Origin of the sequence: Streptomyces sp. NPDC002838 (assembly GCF_040295365.1) — a bacterium.
In the GTDB taxonomy this organism is placed as follows: domain Bacteria; phylum Actinomycetota; class Actinomycetes; order Streptomycetales; family Streptomycetaceae; genus Streptomyces.
Genome location: NZ_JBEOVF010000016.1, coordinates 107799 through 123811 on the forward strand (window position 1 = coordinate 107799; position 16013 = coordinate 123811).

At 71.4% G+C, this 16013-nt stretch carries 12 protein-coding genes; 5 read left to right on the top strand and 7 right to left on the bottom strand.

The genetic code is table 11. The features are described from left to right. Window positions 1-153: 153 nt before the first annotated feature. Genes ABT063_RS21670 through ABT063_RS21680 form a run of 3 tightly spaced genes read left to right on the top strand, consistent with a single transcriptional unit; the run spans window position 154 to window position 3168 of the window. Entirely contained in the window at window positions 154-1137 is a 984-nt protein-coding gene (locus ABT063_RS21670; protein ID WP_351059055.1) for a Bug family tripartite tricarboxylate transporter substrate binding protein, read from the top strand. Continuing rightward, the gene (locus ABT063_RS21675; protein WP_351058999.1) at window positions 1137-1673 is read left to right on the top strand and encodes a tripartite tricarboxylate transporter TctB family protein; all 537 of its coding nucleotides are present in this window, start codon (window positions 1137-1139) and stop codon (window positions 1671-1673) included. The genes ABT063_RS21670 and ABT063_RS21675 overlap by 1 nt, the downstream gene beginning before the upstream one ends. Before the next feature lies 1 nt (window position 1674). Next, a complete protein-coding gene (locus ABT063_RS21680) occupies window positions 1675-3168 on the top strand; it encodes a tripartite tricarboxylate transporter permease (protein ID WP_351059000.1) in 1494 nt (497 codons plus the stop codon). Between the two features lie 55 nt (window positions 3169-3223). Here ABT063_RS21680 and ABT063_RS21685 read toward each other — a convergent pair whose 3' ends face one another. From ABT063_RS21685 to ABT063_RS21700, 4 genes are read right to left on the bottom strand one after another with little or no spacing between them, the layout of a single operon-like run. Then, a complete protein-coding gene (locus ABT063_RS21685) occupies window positions 3224-4489 on the bottom strand; it encodes an NAD(P)/FAD-dependent oxidoreductase (RefSeq protein ID WP_351059001.1) in 1266 nt (421 codons plus the stop codon). Further along, complete coding sequence (locus ABT063_RS21690; protein WP_351059002.1) at window positions 4486-5280, bottom strand: amino acid ABC transporter ATP-binding protein; 795 nt, start codon at window positions 5278-5280, stop codon at window positions 4486-4488. Before ABT063_RS21690 ends, ABT063_RS21685 begins: the two co-directional genes overlap by 4 nt. Beyond that, window positions 5277-6032 (bottom strand): amino acid ABC transporter permease, encoded by a 756-nt coding sequence (locus ABT063_RS21695; protein WP_351059003.1) that lies wholly within the window; start codon window positions 6030-6032, stop codon window positions 5277-5279. Before ABT063_RS21695 ends, ABT063_RS21690 begins: the two co-directional genes overlap by 4 nt. A gap of 9 nt (window positions 6033-6041) precedes the next feature. Further along, window positions 6042-6944 carry a substrate-binding periplasmic protein gene (locus ABT063_RS21700; protein WP_351059004.1) on the bottom strand — a complete coding sequence of 301 codons (903 nt, stop codon included), beginning with the start codon at window positions 6942-6944 and terminating at the stop codon, window positions 6042-6044. A gap of 228 nt (window positions 6945-7172) precedes the next feature. Here ABT063_RS21700 and ABT063_RS21705 point away from each other — a divergent pair, with 228 nt between their 5' ends. Next, window positions 7173-8351, top strand: a complete 1179-nt coding sequence (locus ABT063_RS21705; protein WP_351059005.1) for a CdaR family transcriptional regulator — start codon at window positions 7173-7175, stop codon at window positions 8349-8351. Window positions 8352-8440: 89 nt separating this feature from the next. Continuing rightward, entirely contained in the window at window positions 8441-9625 is a 1185-nt protein-coding gene (locus tag ABT063_RS21710; protein WP_351059006.1) for an acyl-CoA dehydrogenase family protein, read from the top strand. 5 nt (window positions 9626-9630) lie between these two features. Here the strand turns inward: ABT063_RS21710 and ABT063_RS21715 are convergent, their stop codons facing one another. The 3 genes from ABT063_RS21715 to ABT063_RS21725 all read right to left on the bottom strand — a co-directional run bounded on the left by ABT063_RS21715 (window position 9631) and on the right by ABT063_RS21725 (window position 15939). Then, complete coding sequence (locus ABT063_RS21715) at window positions 9631-10854, bottom strand: LCP family protein (protein ID WP_351059007.1); 1224 nt, start codon at window positions 10852-10854, stop codon at window positions 9631-9633. Window positions 10855-10883: 29 nt separating this feature from the next. Beyond that, a complete protein-coding gene (locus tag ABT063_RS21720) occupies window positions 10884-12965 on the bottom strand; it encodes a bifunctional polysaccharide deacetylase/glycosyltransferase family 2 protein (RefSeq protein WP_351059008.1) in 2082 nt (693 codons plus the stop codon). 229 nt (window positions 12966-13194) lie between these two features. Further along, window positions 13195-15939 (bottom strand): AAA family ATPase, encoded by a 2745-nt coding sequence (locus ABT063_RS21725; protein ID WP_351059009.1) that lies wholly within the window; start codon window positions 15937-15939, stop codon window positions 13195-13197. Window positions 15940-16013: the final 74 nt, after the last annotated feature.

Consider the following 16013-nt stretch of genomic DNA (forward strand, 5'->3'; position numbering starts at 1 on the left):
GTACCTCGCGGCCGGTGGTCACAAAGACCACAACCTCCGTTGCTTCCGCAAGCGGGACAGATCGTTAACGTGCGGGCAACATGTGGCCCACATCACCCTCCCCCACAGGGCCTCCCCGTACCTTCATCGACGTACCGACAGGTGGTGGCACTCGTGCGCCTGCGCACTCCCCTCGCCCTGTTCGGGGCCGCCGTGCTCGTGCTCGTGGGACCTCCGCTGCTCACGAGCGGCAGCGGCGCCGACACCGGCACACAGATCCCCGGCCTGCGCTTCATGGTCCCCAACACACCCGGAGGCGGCTACGACATCACGGCCCGTACCGCCGCCAAGAACGCCGAGGACGCCGGCCTCACCCACAACATCGAGGTGTTCAACCTGCCCGGCGCCGGCGGCACGGTCGGGCTGAGCCGGCTGGTGAGCGAGCACGGCAACGGCAAGCTCGCCATGTCCATGGGCCTCGGCGTCGTGGGCGCCGTCCGCTCCAACGACGCGCCGAAGACGCTCGCGAACACCACCCCGATCGCCCGGCTCACCGAGGAGCAGGACGTCGTCGTGGTCGCCAAGGACTCCCCGTACAAGAGCATCGACGACCTGATCGACGCCTGGAAGAAGGATCCCGGCAAGCTGCCGGTGGGCGGTGGCTCCTCCCCCGGCGGGCCGGACCACCTCGCGCCGATGCTGATGGCCCAGGCCGCCGGGATCGCCCCGAAGCAGGTCAACTACATCCCCTTCGACGGAGGCGGCGAGCTGCTCGCCTCCATCCTCGGCAGCAAGGTCGCCTTCGGCGTGTCCGGCGTGGGCGAATACCTCGACCAGATCAAGGCGGGCGAGCTGCGGGTGCTCGCGGTCACCGGCCCGGAGCGGGTCGACGAGCTCGACGCGCCCACGCTGAAGGAGTCCGGCTACAACGTGGACTTCACCAACTGGCGCGGCATAGTCGCCCCGCCCGGTCTGTCCCAGGCCGAGCGCGACAAGCTCACCCGGCTGATCGAGGAACTGCACGACTCGCCCGAGTGGCAGCAGTCCTTGAAGCAGAACGGCTGGGACGACGCGTTCCTCACCGGCGAGAAGTTCGGCGCGTTCCTGGACGCCCAGGACAAGCGCGTGGTTTCGGTGCTGAAGGAGCTGGGACTGTGATGACGCAGACCACCGACATATCCCCCGCGCCTTCGGCCGACCGCCGCTCCTGGCTGCGCGAGCACTCCGAACTCGGCGTGTGCGTCCTGCTGCTGGCGCTCGGCGTGCTGGTCCTGACCGACGCACTCACGATGGACGTCGACATCACCCAGCGCGGTCCGGTCGGACCGAAGACCGTGCCGATCGTGGTCGGCATCGGGCTGCTCGTCATCGCCGCCCTGCTCGCCGTCGACGTCCTGCGCGGCGGCCGCGGCCAGGCCGAGACGGGCGAGGACGTCGACCTGTCCGAACCGGCCGACTGGCGTACGGTGCTGCTGCTCGCCGGGGTCTTCCTCGGCACGGCCGTCCTCATCGAGCCCCTCGGCTTCCCCATCGCGGGCGCCCTGCTGTTCTGGGGAGCCGCCTTCGCGCTCGGCAGCCGCAGCGTCGACCGGGACCCGCTCATCGCGTCCGTCCTCTCCCTCGTCACCTACGCCGTCTTCAACAACCTGCTCGGAGTGCCGCTGCCCGGCGGTCCGCTGATGGGAGTGCTGTGACATGGACGCCCTCAACTCCCTCATGGACGGCTTCGGTACGGCTCTGACCCCGGTCAACCTGCTGTGGGCCGCCCTCGGTGTGCTGCTCGGCACCGCGATCGGCGTGCTGCCCGGCATCGGACCCGCGATGGCGGTCGCGCTGCTGCTGCCGGTGACCTACGGGCTCGATCCGATCGCAGCGTTCATCATGTTCGCGGGCATCTACTACGGCGCCATGTTCGGCGGCTCGACGACGTCGATCCTGCTCAACACGCCCGGCGAGAGCGCGGCCGTGGTCGCGGCCATGGAGGGCAACCCGATGGCCAAGTCGGGGCGCGGCGCACAGGCGCTCGCGGCCGCCGCCATCGGGCACTTCGCGGGCGGCCTGATCGGCACGATCCTGCTGGTCGCGCTGGCGCCGACGGTCGCCGACCTGGCGGTGGACATCGGCGCGCCGGACTACTTCGCCATCATGGTGCTGGCGTTCATCGCGGTGACGTCGGTGCTGGGTTCGTCTCGGATCCGGGGCCTGGCGTCCCTGCTGATCGGTCTGACGATCGGCCTGGTGGGCCTGGACCAGATGACCGGGCAGCAGCGCCTGACCTTCGGTTCCCTGCAACTCGCCGACGGCGTCGACGTGGTGATCGTGGCGGTCGGCCTGTTCGCGATCGGCGAGGCCCTGTGGGTGGCGGCGCATCTGCGGCGCAGCCCGGGCGAGCCGATCCCGGTGGGCCGGCCGTGGCTGGGCCGCGCCGATGTGAACCGGACCTGGAAGTCGTGGCTGCGCGGCCCGTTCATCGGGTTCCCGTTCGGCGCGATTCCTGCGGGCGGCGCCGAGATCCCCACCTTCCTGTCGTACGTCACGGAGAAGCGCCTGTCGAAGCACAAGGACGAGTTCGGCAAGGGCGCCATCGAGGGCGTCGCGGGACCGGAGTCTGCGGCGTCGGCCTCGGCGGCGGGCACGCTGGTGTCGATGCTGACCCTCGGCCTGCCGACCACGGCGGTCGCGGCGGTCATGCTGGCCGCCTTCCAGCAGTACGGCATCCAGCCGGGGCCCTTGCTGTTCGAGCGGGAACCCGACCTGGTGTGGGGCCTGATCGCCTCCCTCTTCGTCGGCATGGTGCTGCTGCTCGCGCTCAACCTGCCGCTGGCGCCGCTGTGGGCGAAGCTGCTGCGCATCCCGCGGCCGTATCTGTACGCCGGGATCCTGTTCTTCGCGGCGGTCGGCGCGTACGCGGTCGGCGGCGAGGTCATCGACCTGGTGATCCTCCTGGTCATCGGCCTGATCGGGTTCGGCATGCGGCGTTATGGCCTGCCCGTTCTGCCCGCCGTCATCGGCGTCATCCTCGGCCCGAACGCCGAGCAGCAGCTCAGGCGCTCCCTGCAGATCAGCGACGGCAGCGTCACGGGGCTGGTGAACACGCCGTTCGCGGTGACCGTGTACGCGGTGATCGTGGTGCTGCTGGCCTGGCCGCTGCTGAAGAAGCTGGTGATGCGGGGCCGTACGGAGGCCTGATCCGATTCTCCGGGGGGCGGTGCGTAGGTACGCACCGCCCCTTTGCGGCATCCGCTCAGTGGCGCAGCCGGTCGAAGCGGAACGGCGCGAGGGCCTCGGGGCGGCGGCCGGTGAGGACGTACTCGGTGAGTTCGTGGCCGGTGACCGGACCCAGGGTGACGCCGAGCATGCCGTGTCCGGTGGCCACGAAGGCGTTGTCGTGGCCCGGAACGCGGTCGATGACCGGGAGCCCGTCGGGGAGGAAGGGCCGCCCTCCGACCCAGGGATCGCGGATCAGTCCGACCAGGTCGTCCGGGTCGTCGAACCAGCGGCCCAGGTAGTGGCGGCTGGCCAGGGCTACGGCGACGACACGGCGCCAGTCGAGGCGGTTGTTGTTGCCGCTGAGTTCCATCGTGCCGCCGATGCGGGTCGTGCCGCCGATCGGTGAGGCGACGGCCCTGCGCTCACCGAAGTACAGCGTGTGCCGGGGTGCCGGATCCAGATCCACCGAGAAGCTGTAGCCCTTGCCCGCCTGGAGCGGCAGAGCATGTCCCAGCGAGCCCAGCAGGTGGGAGGAGCGCATGCCGGCCGCGATGACGACGGCCGAGCAGGGAATCTCACCCTGTCCGGTGCGCAGCGCGACGACGCGGCCCCCCGAGGTCCGCAGCCCGTTGGCCTCGACGTGCTCATGGACCTTCACCCCCGAGGCGGCGAGCGTCTCGCCGAGCCCGAGGGCGAACGCCTCCGGGTCCACCACGCCCTCGCCCTCGACGAGGTACGCGGCACGCACCCCGGGCGACAGGGCGCCGTCCAGCAGCCGGGCCTCGTCGCCGGTGACGACGTCGTCGGGCAGCGGGTAGCGGCCGTCCGCCATCTCCCGCTGTACGGCGAGGTGATGGCGGGCCTCGGCCGCTGAGAGGAAGGCGTGGACCATGCCGGGACGGGTCAGGGTCGTGTCGACGCCGGCCTGTCGCAGGCCGTCGAAGAGGTCGAAGGTGGTGCGGTTCAGCTCGGCGATCGCCGCGTAGCCGCGTCGGAAGGCGGCCGGTGTGCTGCTGCGCCAGAACCGCCACAGCCACCGTACGAACGCCGGGTCGGGCAGCGGCCGTAGATAGAGGGGCGAGTCCGGGCGTCCCAGCGAACGCAGCGCGTACCGTACGACGCCGGGAGCCGGGACCGGTGTCGAGTGGCTGAGACAGACCCAGCCGGCGTTGCCGCGGGACGCGCCGGAGCCCAGACCGCGCCGTTCGACGACCTCCACCGGGAGGCCCGCCTCGGCCAGGTAGTACGCGGTGCACAGTCCGACGACACCGCCCCCGACCACCACCACGGGGGCGGTCATGACGCCGGCTCGTACGAGGCGAGGAACTCCCGGGTGCGAGCTTGGGTGGGGTTGTCGAGGACGTCCCGCGGGGGTCCCTCCTCCACGATCCGGCCGCCGTCGACGAAGACGACGTGGTCGGACACCTCGCGGGCGAAGGGCAGTTCGTGGGTGACCAGCAGCATCGTCATTCCGTCCGCGGCCAGTTCCCGCATCACGGCCAGGACCTCCCGGGTGGCCTCGGGATCGAGGGAGGAGGTGGGCTCGTCGAAGAGCAGCACCTCCGGCTTGAGCGCGAGCGCCCGGGCGATGGCGACGCGTTGCTGTTCTCCGCCGGAGAGCTGGTCGGGCTGGGCGAGGCCGCGGTGCGCGACGCCGACCCGGCGCAGCAGCGTGACGGCCCGCTCCAGCGCCTCCTCTTCCGGGACACCTGCCCTGCGCTGGGCCAGGACGACGTTCTCCACGGCCGTGAGGTGCGGGAAGAGGTTGAACCGCTGGAAGACCATGCCGACGGTGCGGCGCAGCCGGGGCAGGTCGCGGCAGACCGTGCGGCCGGCGCTGTGCACGACCTCGCCGGCCACCTCGACCGTGCCCCGGTCGGGGCGCTCCAGCAGGTTGACGCAGCGCATCAGGGTCGTCTTGCCGCCGCCGCTCTGCCCGATGACGCTCACGATGCGGCCGCGGTCGACCTCCAGGTTCACGTCGTCGAGCACCAGCCGGCCGTCGAAGGACTTGCTCAGCCCATCGATCCGTACGACCGCGTCGGTGGGGGCCGCGGTGACGGCTTCTGCCGTGGTGACGGGCTCGGTCATACCGCCGCCTCCTTCCGCTTGATGTCGGCACCGGGGTCGGCGGCGAGCAGCTGCCTGGCTGCCCGTACCCGCCGCCGTCGCCACGGGGACAGGGGAATACCGGCCCGTACCTTCCTCTCCAGCAGCAGAAGGAGTTGGGAGAGCGGATAGCACAGGGCGAAGTAGATGGCCGAGATGACCAGGTACACCTCCAGCGCCCGGAAGGTGGCCGAGGTGATGAGCCGGCCCTCCGACATCAGCTCGGCGGCGGAGACCGTGACGAGCAGCGAGGTGGACTTGAGCAGGTCGACCAGCATGGTGTTGGTGCCGGGCAGGGCCTGCCGGACGGCCTGCGGCAGGACGACCTGGGCGAAGATGGCCGCCCTGCCCAGGCCCAGCGCCTCGCCCGCCTCGGTCTGACCGGCGTGCACTCCGCTGATCGCGGCGCGGAAGATCTCGGAGAGGTAGGCGGCGTAGAAGACGACCAGGCTGAGGCATCCGGCCGTGAACACGTCCAGCCGGAGTCCGGCGGAGGCCAGACCGAAGTAGGTCAGGAAGATGATGGCCAGCAGCGGGACGTTCTTGAACACCTCGGTGTAGACGGCGGCGACGGCCCGTGCGAGCCATGCCCTGCTCAGCCGGAGCAGCGCCACCGCGAGGCCCAGGAGCACCGCGCCGACGAAGCTCACGACGGTGTAGGAGACGGTGCGCCAGAGCGCGTCGATCAGGTCGGACCGGTAGTCGGACCAGGGGACTTGGAAGAGACCGGACATGTCATCCCCTCACTGGCCGGCGGACGGCGGAGTCCAGTCCTGCGGCCGGTCCACGCCGCGGCGCGCGGTGGCGACGTCGGCGGACGGCTTGAGGAACTGCTCGGGGTCACCGCCGTACTTCTCGACGAGCTTCGCCATCTCGCCGTTCTCGTACATGGCGTCGATCTGCGCGGAGATCGCCTTCTCCAGCTCGGTGGCCTTCTTGGGGAGGTAGAAGCCGGTCTGGTACGGCTGGAAGTACTGGTAGTCGGGCTTCGCCTTGACCTCGGCGGCGGTGGGCGGTGTCAGGTACTGGGTGCTGATCTTCAGCTCCGGGCGCTCCTTCTGCGCGGCGATGATGATCAGCGGATCGAGGAAGCCGACGTCGACGCGGCCCGCGCCGAGGTCGTCGAAGACCCCGGTGGCGTCCGGGTAGGCGTGCAGTTCGGCCCCGGGGACGGCCTGGATGGACTTGACCCAGACGTAGCCCTCGACCGTGCCCAGGTTCAGGCCCTCGAGGTCGCCGACCGTCTTGTACGTCTTGCCGCTGCGGACTGCCATCGCCGGGGGCGAGTAGTACGGCGGGTCGGTGAACAGCCCCTGCTTCTGCCGCTCGGCGGACCAGGCGACACCGCCGATGGTGATGTCCACCCGGCGGGACTGCACTCCGGCGAGCATGCCGGCGAAGTCGGTGACCTGGGGCTTGACCTGGAGGCCCAGCTTCTTGGCGACATAGGCGAGGATGTCACCGTCCAGTCCGACGATCTTGTCGCCCTGGACGCTGGTGTAGGGCGCGTACGGCTGGACGGCCACCTTGATGACACCGGGCGTGAGCGTGCCCAGGGCGGCGGTCTTCGCGGAGACGTTCTTCGGATCGTCGTCGCCGCCGGAACCGCAGGCGGCGACCGATGAAAGCAGCAGTACTGCTGACATAGCGGATATGAGGGAACGCACACGGTTCATGGCTCGGGCCTTCCGTAAGGGCGCTGAAGGTACCCGCCGTTTCACCGCATCGTGCCCCCGGCGGGGATGTGATTGGGGCCATACGCTAGAGAGCGCCCTGCCGCGAGTCACCGTTCACCTCGTACGAAGTTGTGGCCGATATCGCTCGATCCCCTGTACGGTGCGTCCAACCCGGCCGCCCAAGACGGGAGGAACGCCGTGCTGAGCCCGTCACTAGCGCAGGAGATCGCCGGGGACACCTCCGCCGTCATCGGCTTCAACGTGCTGATCACCGATGCGGAGGGCATGGTCATCGGCAGCGGCGACACCAGCCGGGTCGGTACCTTCCACGAGGCGTCCGTCGAGGTCGTCCGCACCAAGGAACCCGCCACGCACAGCACGTCACAGGCCCGGCAGCTGCGCGGGGTGCGCCCCGGGGTCACCCTGCCGCTGGTCACCGACGGGCAGGCGGTGGGCACCGTCGGGATCACCGGTGCGCCCGCCCGGGTACGCCGGTTCGGACTGCTGGTGAAGCGCCAGACGGAGATCCTGCTGAGGGAGTCCGTCATGCTGCGTTCCCGCCTGCTCTCGGAGCGGGCGGCCGAAAAGCTGCTCGCCGACATCGCCTCGTACGATCCCCAGGTCGTCGAGGGCGACTTCCTCGTGTTCCGGGCCGCCGAGCTCGGCTTCGACCTGCGGCTGCGGCGGGTCGCGGTGGCGTTCGAGGTGAGCGTGCCCGGAGCGGCCGCGCGGCGCCAGGGTGCCCCCACCCAGGACATGGCGCTGGTCCGCTCGGAGCTGCTGCGCACCGTCCGCGAGGTCTTCGCCGACCCCCAGGACATCGTGGCCGGCACGGCTCCCGGATGGATCGGCGTCCTGCACCGGCTTCCGGCCCGGCGTCCCATCGAGTCCGTGGTCGCCGACTGCCGCCGGGTCGCCGATGTCATCGCGGCGCAGGACTCTCTCGCCGCCCGCGTCGGCATCGGTGAACCGGCCGACTCCGTCGGCGGTCTGCACGACTCGTACCAGGACGCCTGCGACGCCCTCCGGCTGGGCGGCCGTCCGGCGGGAGGCTCCCCCGTCCACCTGATCACCGATCTGCGGGTCCACCAGGTTCTGGCGGCGGTCCACCAGTCCGCCCGCAACCGCCTGCTCGAACTCACCACCGCGGACCTGCGCGCCCAGCAGGACTGGCCGGCGCTGCGGGACACGGTCATCGCCTGGTGCGAGAGCGGGTTCAATCTCGTCCGGGCGTCCACGGCCCTGCACATCCACCGCAACACCGTCGTCTACCGGATGAACAAGATCGAGCAGGTCACGGGCCGCCCACTGCGCGACCACCGAGCCGCCCTGGCTCTCTATCTCGCCTGTCTGGCGGATCGGCTGGGCGGCCGCTGAGAGGCCGCAACTCAGGTAGTTGCAGGGGGCGTTGACACGACAGGGCGATCCGCGTCACGGTGAGGGCCCGTCGTGCCCGGAGGTCGTCCATGGCTCCGTCGTCAGCGCCCCGTTCCGACGCCGGCATCGTCGAACGTGTGCGGGCGCTCCGTCCGCTCATCCGCGCGCACGCGCTGCGCGCCGAGCGGCAGAGAAGGGTGACGGACGAGGTGGCCGCCGCGCTGACGGACGCCGGGATCCACCGGATGAACGTCCCTCGGCGGTACGGCGGTTACCAGAGCCGATTACGGACGCAGGTCGACGCGGTGGCCGAGATCGCCGCCGGCTGCGGCTCCACCGCCTTCAAGACCCTGATCCAGGTCGGCTGTTCCTACATCGCGGCGCTCTTTCCCGACGAGGCACAGCACGAGATCTTCACCAGCCCGGACGTACGGATCGGCGGCACCCTCATTCCGGACGCCACCGCGGTCGCGACGGACGACGGCTATGTCGTGAGCGGCACCTCTGCCTTCGCCACCGGCTGCCAGGACGCCGACTGGCACCTGCTGACCGCCCGGGTCGAATCCGGTGACGGGCCGCCCGAGGTGCTGTGGACCGCCGTACCCATGGCCGATCTGGAGATCCTCGACGACTGGTACGTCTCGGGGCTGGCGGGCAGCGGCAGCAGCAGTGTGGTCGCCCGTGACGTCGTCGTCCCCGCTCACCGCGTTCTGCCGGTCGGGCCTCTGCTGGGCGGTGAGTTCCCGTCGAAGGCCAACGCCGATGACCCCTTCTACCGGATGCCCGTCCTGCTGCTGTTCTGTGCCTGGACGGCGCCGAACGCGCTCGGCCTGGCGCAGGCGGCCCTGACGGAGTTCACCGAGCGGATCCACCGGCGGGGCATCACGTACACCTTCCACGAGCGGCAGCACGAGGCGGCCGTCACCCATCTGCAGGCGGCCGAGGCGGCGATGAAGATCTCCTGCGCCGAGCTGCTGACCGACGGGTTCGTGGCCCTGATCGAGTCCCGGGCCGAGTCCGGGGAGCCGTACACGGTTCAGGAGCGGGCCAGGATCCGCGCGCAGAGCGGCTATGTGACGCGGCTGTGCAAGGAGGCCGTCGACCTGATCGGGTCTGCCTCCGGGGCGTCCTCCCTGCGCCAGGAGGTGCCCGTCCAGCGGGCGGTCCGCGATCTGCACGCCCTGAGCCTGCACTCCTTCGTCAATCCCGCCACCAACCTGGAGCTGTACGGCCGGGTCCTGTCGGGGCTCGATCCGGGCACGCCCTTCTTGTAGGGCGGTCACTTCCGCTGTCCGCCGGTCACCGGCCGGTCCTCCCGCAGCTCCCCGAAGAGCTGCCGGGCCCGGTCCGCGTCCCAGCGCACGGCGCTGCCCTTGGGGGTGGTGAAATCCGGGTCGGAGACGGGCACGTTGAGCTGTCTGCCGCCGCCGGAGGTGACCTTCCGCATGGCCTGGAACAGCGACATGAGCTGCGGCGGACCGGTGTCCTCGTCCACGACGAGCGTGTCGAGCCCCGCGGAGAGGGTCGGGACGGACTTGGCCGGGTTGAGGAGCGCGCCCGGCGTGGCCGCCTTCCCTGCGAGTGCGGCCAGGAACTTCTGCTGGTTGCGGGTACGGCCCAGGTCGCCCTCGGCCTCCTGCTTGCGTTGCCGGACGAACGCCAGCGCCTCGGCTCCGTCGAGTGTCTGGCAGCCCTTGCTCAGGTTCGCCCCCGACGCCTTGTCCTTGACCGGCCGGTCCAGGCACATGTCCACGCCGCCGACCGCGTCCACCACGCCGACGAAGCCCGCGAAGCCAATCTCGGCGTAGTGGTCGATGCGCACTCCGGTGTTGCGCTCCACGGTCTCCACGAGCAGTTCGGGGCCGCCCATGGAGAACGCGGCGTTCAGCTTGTTCGGCTCGGCGCGGTAGCTCCTGCCGGTGTCGGGATCGACGTACGGCGGGATGGTCACCCAGGAGTCGCGCGGCAGGCTCATCATCGTGGTGCCGGCCGCACCGGTGTGCAGCAGGATCATCGAGTCCGTGCGGCGGCCCTCGGCCGAACCGGTGCGCAGGTCCTTCCTGTCCTGCTGGGACAGTCCCTCGCGGCTGTCGGAGCCCACGACGAGGTAGTTGGTCCCCTTGCCCTGCGGCGCCCGGTCGGCGAGCGTGCCGAGGTTCACCTCCTGGTCGAGTCTGGTGTCGGCCCAGACGTACATGCCGACGCAGGGGGCGATCAGCGTGCACAGCAGGAGGATCACCAGACGCACGATCCGGCGGCGCCGGGTGGGCCGGGGCTTGGGCGATCTGCTGCCCCGGTCGCGGGCGCCGGCCCGGCGTGCGCGGGCCGGCTGCCCCTCGCCCGTGCGGCCGGGCGGGGCGGGAGAGGCCATGCCGGGCAGCGGTGCGGTGCGTATCGAGGGCGGGGGTGCCGTGGGCATTCCCCGCCCCGTGATGGCGCGTGCCGGCTCTGCCCTGCCCTCGCTCCACTCATCGCCCGCCGGGCGGTCGGTCCAGTCGTCCATTGGCGTGTCAGTACCTCAGCGCATCGGGATCACCTCGTCGGCAGGCTCTTATACGGCGCCGGGCCGCCGATCTGTTCAGCGGCCGTACCGGAACGTTTCATGCGCTGCCACTTCAGCCGGCTGCCGAGCAGCAGGGCGACCACGGACTGGATGACGACCAGGTACATCAGCTGCCGGTAGGCGAAGATCTGGAACGGCATCGACCACAGGGACCACCGCCGCTCGCCGTCCAGCCTCAACGCGTAACCGGCGCTGACCATTTGGAGACCGAGGAAGGCGAACCACACGCCCGCCGACGTCAGTGGATCGAGGAACAGCACGCCGTACAGGGCGTAGACGTCGATGACCGGCGCGAGCAGCGGAAGGACCACCTGGAAGAGCGCGAGATAGGTCAGCCCCCGGCGGCCGAACCGCCCGGCGGTGCCCGTGTCGAGGACGGCACGCCGGTGTTTCCACATGGACTGGATGGTTCCGTAGCACCAGCGGTAGCGCTGTCGCCACAACTGGCGCAGGGTGGTGGGTACTTCGGTCCAGGCGACGGCGGACTCCTCGTAGAGCACCCGCCAGCCGGCCCGCCACAGGGCCATCGTGAGGTCGGTGTCCTCGGCGAGGGTGTCGTCGCTGACCCCGCCCACTGCCAGCAGCGCGTCCCGGCGGAACGCCCCGATGGCACCGGGAACGGTCGTCATGCACTCCAGGACCTCGAACATGCGGCGGTCGAGGTTGAAACCGAAGCAGTACTCCAGGTGCTGCCACTTGGCGAGCAGACCTCGCCGGTTGCCGACCTTGGTGTTGCCGCTGACCGCGCCGACCGCCGGGTGCGCCAGCGGCTGGACGAGTTGGCGGACGGCGTCCGGTTCGAAGACGGTGTCGGCGTCGACCATGACCACGATGTCGTGCCTCGCCAGGGCCAGCCCGGCGTTGAGGGCGGCGGCCTTGCCCCCGTTGGGTTTGCGGATCACCTCCACCCGCGGGTCTCCGGTACTCGCGGCGATCTCGGCCGTACGGTCCGTCGACCCGTCGTCGATCACGACGATCTGCAGGTCCGGGTGTGTGGAGTCGAGCAGCGAACGAACGGTGGATTCGATGCCGGCCTCCTCGTTGTACGCCGGGACGAGCACCGTCACCGGTTCCGTCACCTCCCGCATCCAGGGCGCGCCCGGCCGGAAGCGTTCCAGCCGGCGGACGTGGGCGCGGGCGAAGAGGGCGAGCAGCCCGAGGCGCAGTACGCCGAGGCCGCCCGCGATGCCGAGGATCCAGGTCATGGTGTTCGAGAAGGTGCGCCCGAGGCTGGTGCCCCAGAGCAGAGCGGTGCCCTGCCATCGCTCGACGGTCGACACCGGTGTGTACGGGGTGAGGTCGAGCCCGTCCGACACCGTGGTGAAGCGGTCGACACCGCGGTTGTCGAGCAGCCTCTTCGTCTCCTGGTACGCGATGTCCGTCTGGCTGAACTGGCGGACCAGCCCCTGCGCCGGCTTCTGGGAGCCCTTGTCGGCGGCGACCAGCACATAGCCACGGGCGGCGGCCTGCCGCGCCGCCTTCCACTCCCGGCCGCACAGCGTGTCCGGCGAGGTGGTCCGCGGCATCCGCAGCAGCGTGGTGTGCACGTCCGCGGCGCCCGCCAACGCCGTCTGGGTGAGGTCGAGTTCGGTCGAGAAGCGGATCGGCGACGCCTCACCGAGGACGGCGCCGGTGTAGGTGTTGGAGCCGATCTCATGGCCCTCGGCGCGGATCCGCCGGACCAGTTCCGGATGGCGGGCGGCCTGGGAGCCGAAGAGGAAGAAGGTGGCGCGTGCCTGGTGGCGGCGCAGCAGGTCGAGCAGGCGTGGGGTCCACACCGGGTCGGGGCCGCCGTCGAAGGTGAGCGCGACGGTGCGGGCGGGCATGGAGCCGGTCTGTATGCCGTTGCGGTTGATCCCGACGACGGGGCCGTTGCCCTCCGCCACCGCGTCCGGTGCGGGTGAGGTGCAGGGCGACCGCGTCTTCGCGGCGTCGACCTCGTGGTCGGTCCAGCCCTCGAAGAGCAGGACCGCGAACATCGCGGGAAGGACGAGTATCAGTAACAGCCAGTGTCCCCGAGGATCGCGGGACTGTTTGTGCCTGCCCTTCATGTGATGTCCGCCCTCCTTCCGGGAGAGCCACCACGAGGGGCGTAAGTGGCGTGCCGCGCAGCCGAGTTGATTCTTCTCCCGTCCAGGCCACCGGAGCGCGGTGAGGGATGAGAGGTCCGCATGAGAGGGCTCGCGTTACGCATGGGGCGCGAGTGTAGTTTCGCGGTTTCCGTTGCGTGGCAACAACAATGATTCTCACAGGGGAGCGCCTCCTGGCCCCCGCCGCACGCTAGCGGGAGAGCGCGGCGGCGAGTTGGCGGCGGGAGGTGATGCCGAGCTTCTTGAAGATGTTGCGCAGGTGGGCGTCGATCGTCCGCGGGCTCAGGAACAGCCGGGCCGCGATCTCGCGGGAGGTGGTGCCGGTGGCGGCCAGTCGGGCGATGTTGAGTTCGTGCGGGGTGAGCCGGTCCGTCGAGTCGGGGGTGACGCGTCTCACGCGTTCCCCGGTGGCGCGCAGCTCCGCGCGGGCCCGGTCGGCGAAGGCCCCGGCCCCCAGGGCCGACAGCTTCTCGAAGGCCACCCCCAACTCCCGCCGTGCCTCCCGGCGACGGCCCTCCCGGCGCAGCCACTCGCCGTACACCAGATGGGCCCGCGCCAGGAACGTACCGATGCCGCAGTCGGTGAAGTGGCCGACGGCCGCGCGGTAGTGGCCCTCGGCCGTGGCGCCGTCCTCCTCCAGCAGGGCGGCGGCGTACGACCTGACGCCCAGGGCGAAGTCCGTGCCGGCGGCGGTGGTCCGGTCGTCGAGCGTCCGGAACGCCGCCGTCGCCCTCTCCGGCTCGCCGCACCGGACGGCCGCCTCGATCAGCTCCGGCAGGGCGAGTCCGGCGACCGGAAGGTCTCCGTGGGCGCTCGCCCGCTCGGCCGCGGCCAGTGCGGTGGGATAGTCGGCGAGGCCGTTGTGCAGGATCGCCGCCGCCCAGTCGGCGAACACGGTGAGCAGGCCCTTGTCCCGGTCGCGGGCCTCGGCGCGGGCCTCCTCGATCAGTGCGGTGGCCTCCTGCTTCTTGCCGCGCAAGGCGGCCAGGTGCAGACGGGTGTTCCGGTGCGGCGCCGCACCCGTCACGCCGGTCAGGGTCTCCTCCTCGCTCATCATCGACACCGCCGCCGCCATGTCACCGTGGTGGATCGCGCCGGCGCTCAGCAGTGCCAGGCTCACGGTCACCGTGGTCAACGAGCCCTCGCTGCGGGCCTGTTCGAGGCGGCGGGTGAGGACGCCGGTCGCCAGAGAGATGTCCCACAGGACGACGGACAGCATCGCGGCGAGCGTCAGCCGCTTCGTCCACATCTCGTCGTCCGCGTGCGCGAGGAGCCGCCGCAGTACCGGCACACTGTCCGGTTTCCCGTCCAGGCAGCCGAGCAGCGCGTCCAGCAGCTCGTCGGTGGTGGTGGGCGTCCGGGGAGCCGGGGGCGCCGAGCGGGCGGCGGCGACGGCGAGCGTCATGCCCTGGCCGGCCTGTCCGCTGACGAGCGCGGCCTGGAGGGCGTCGAGGACGTACTCCCGGGCGGTACTCGGTTCCACCGGGGCGATGCGCTCAGCGGCCCGTACGAGCAGGCGCACCGCCGCGTCGCCGCCGCTGCGGAAGTACTCCGCGCGGCCGCGCAGCAGGTCGGCCCGTGCGCGCAGCCGGTCGTCGAGGGGCTCCGACTCGGCGGCGGTGATCATACCGAGGGCGGCGTCGAGCGCTCCGGCCTCCAGATTCGCCCCGGCGGCGGCGAGGAACCGCCCGGCGCGCAGTGCGGGGTCGGCGGTGAGCGCGGCGGCGCGCTCCAGGAAGGCGGCGCCCGCCGCGGCACCGCCCCGGGCCTGGGCCCGGTCGGCCGAACCGACCAGTTCGGCGGCCACCTCGTCGTCGGGTCGCGCCGCCGCCTGGGCGCGGTGCCAGGCCCGGTGGTCGGGGTCGGCGGCCGGGTCCGTCGCCTCGGCCAGCGCCCGGTGCGCGCGGCGGCGGTCGGCCGGTGAGGCGGCGAGGTAGACGGCGGCCCGCACCAGCGGGTGCCTGAAGCGCGACCTGCCGCCCAGCTCGATGAGTCCGGCGGCCTCGGCCGGCGCCCCGGCGTCCGCGTCGATGCCCAGCAGATCGGCGGCCCGCCATAGCCGGCCCGCGTCCCCGAGCGGTTCGGCGGCCGCCAGCAGGAGCAACAGCCGTGTGGGGGCGGGGAGTTGGGCCACCCGCTCGTGGAAGCTGCGCTCGATCCTGCTGGACAGCGGGGCCGGCGTCGGCAGCCCGAAACCGCCGGCCAGCTGAGCCGGGCCCATGCCGCGGGGCAGTTCCAGCAGGGCCAGCGGATTGCCGTCGGCCTCGGCGAGGATCCGCTCCCGCACCCGGTCGTCGAGGGGCGCGTGCACACCGGACGCCAGCAGCGCCCGGGAGGGTGCGTCGGCCAGACCGGTCAGGTGGAGGCCCGGCAGACCGTCGAGTTCGGGGACGCCGCCGCGCTCCCGCAGCCCGAACACCATCGCGATCGGCTCGGCCTCGATCCGGCGGGCCACGAACGCCAGAGCCTGTGCCGACGCCCGGTCCAGCCACTGCGCGTCGTCCACGACGCAGATCAGGGGCCCGTCACCGGCCGCCTCCGACAGCAGCCCGAGGACGGCCAGCGCCACGCCGAAGCGGTCCGGCGCCCGCCCGCTGCCCTGCCCGAAGGCCACTTCGAGCGCCGTCCGCTGCGGTTCGGGCAGCCGGTCGAGGCGGTCGAGCAACGGCAGGCAGAGCTGGTGCAGCGCGGCGTACGCCAGCTCCATCTCGAACTCCACACCGCCGGCGTACAGGTTCCGGGCGCCGGGGACCCGTCCGGCCGGACCGCCGAGTACCTGCTCCAGCAGCGCCGTCTTGCCGACGCCCGGCTCGCCGTGCACCACCAGCGCCCCGCCGTGGCCCGCGCGCACACCGGCCACCAGCCGTTCCAGTTCGCCGACTTCGGCCTCACGGCCGTACAACTCGCGAGGAACGGATGGTGATATGGCACGCATGTGCGAAGCATGGCACGACGGGGCGGGCGGAGGGCGGGACTCCGGCCGACGCGCGCCGCGGAGCCACCGAACGG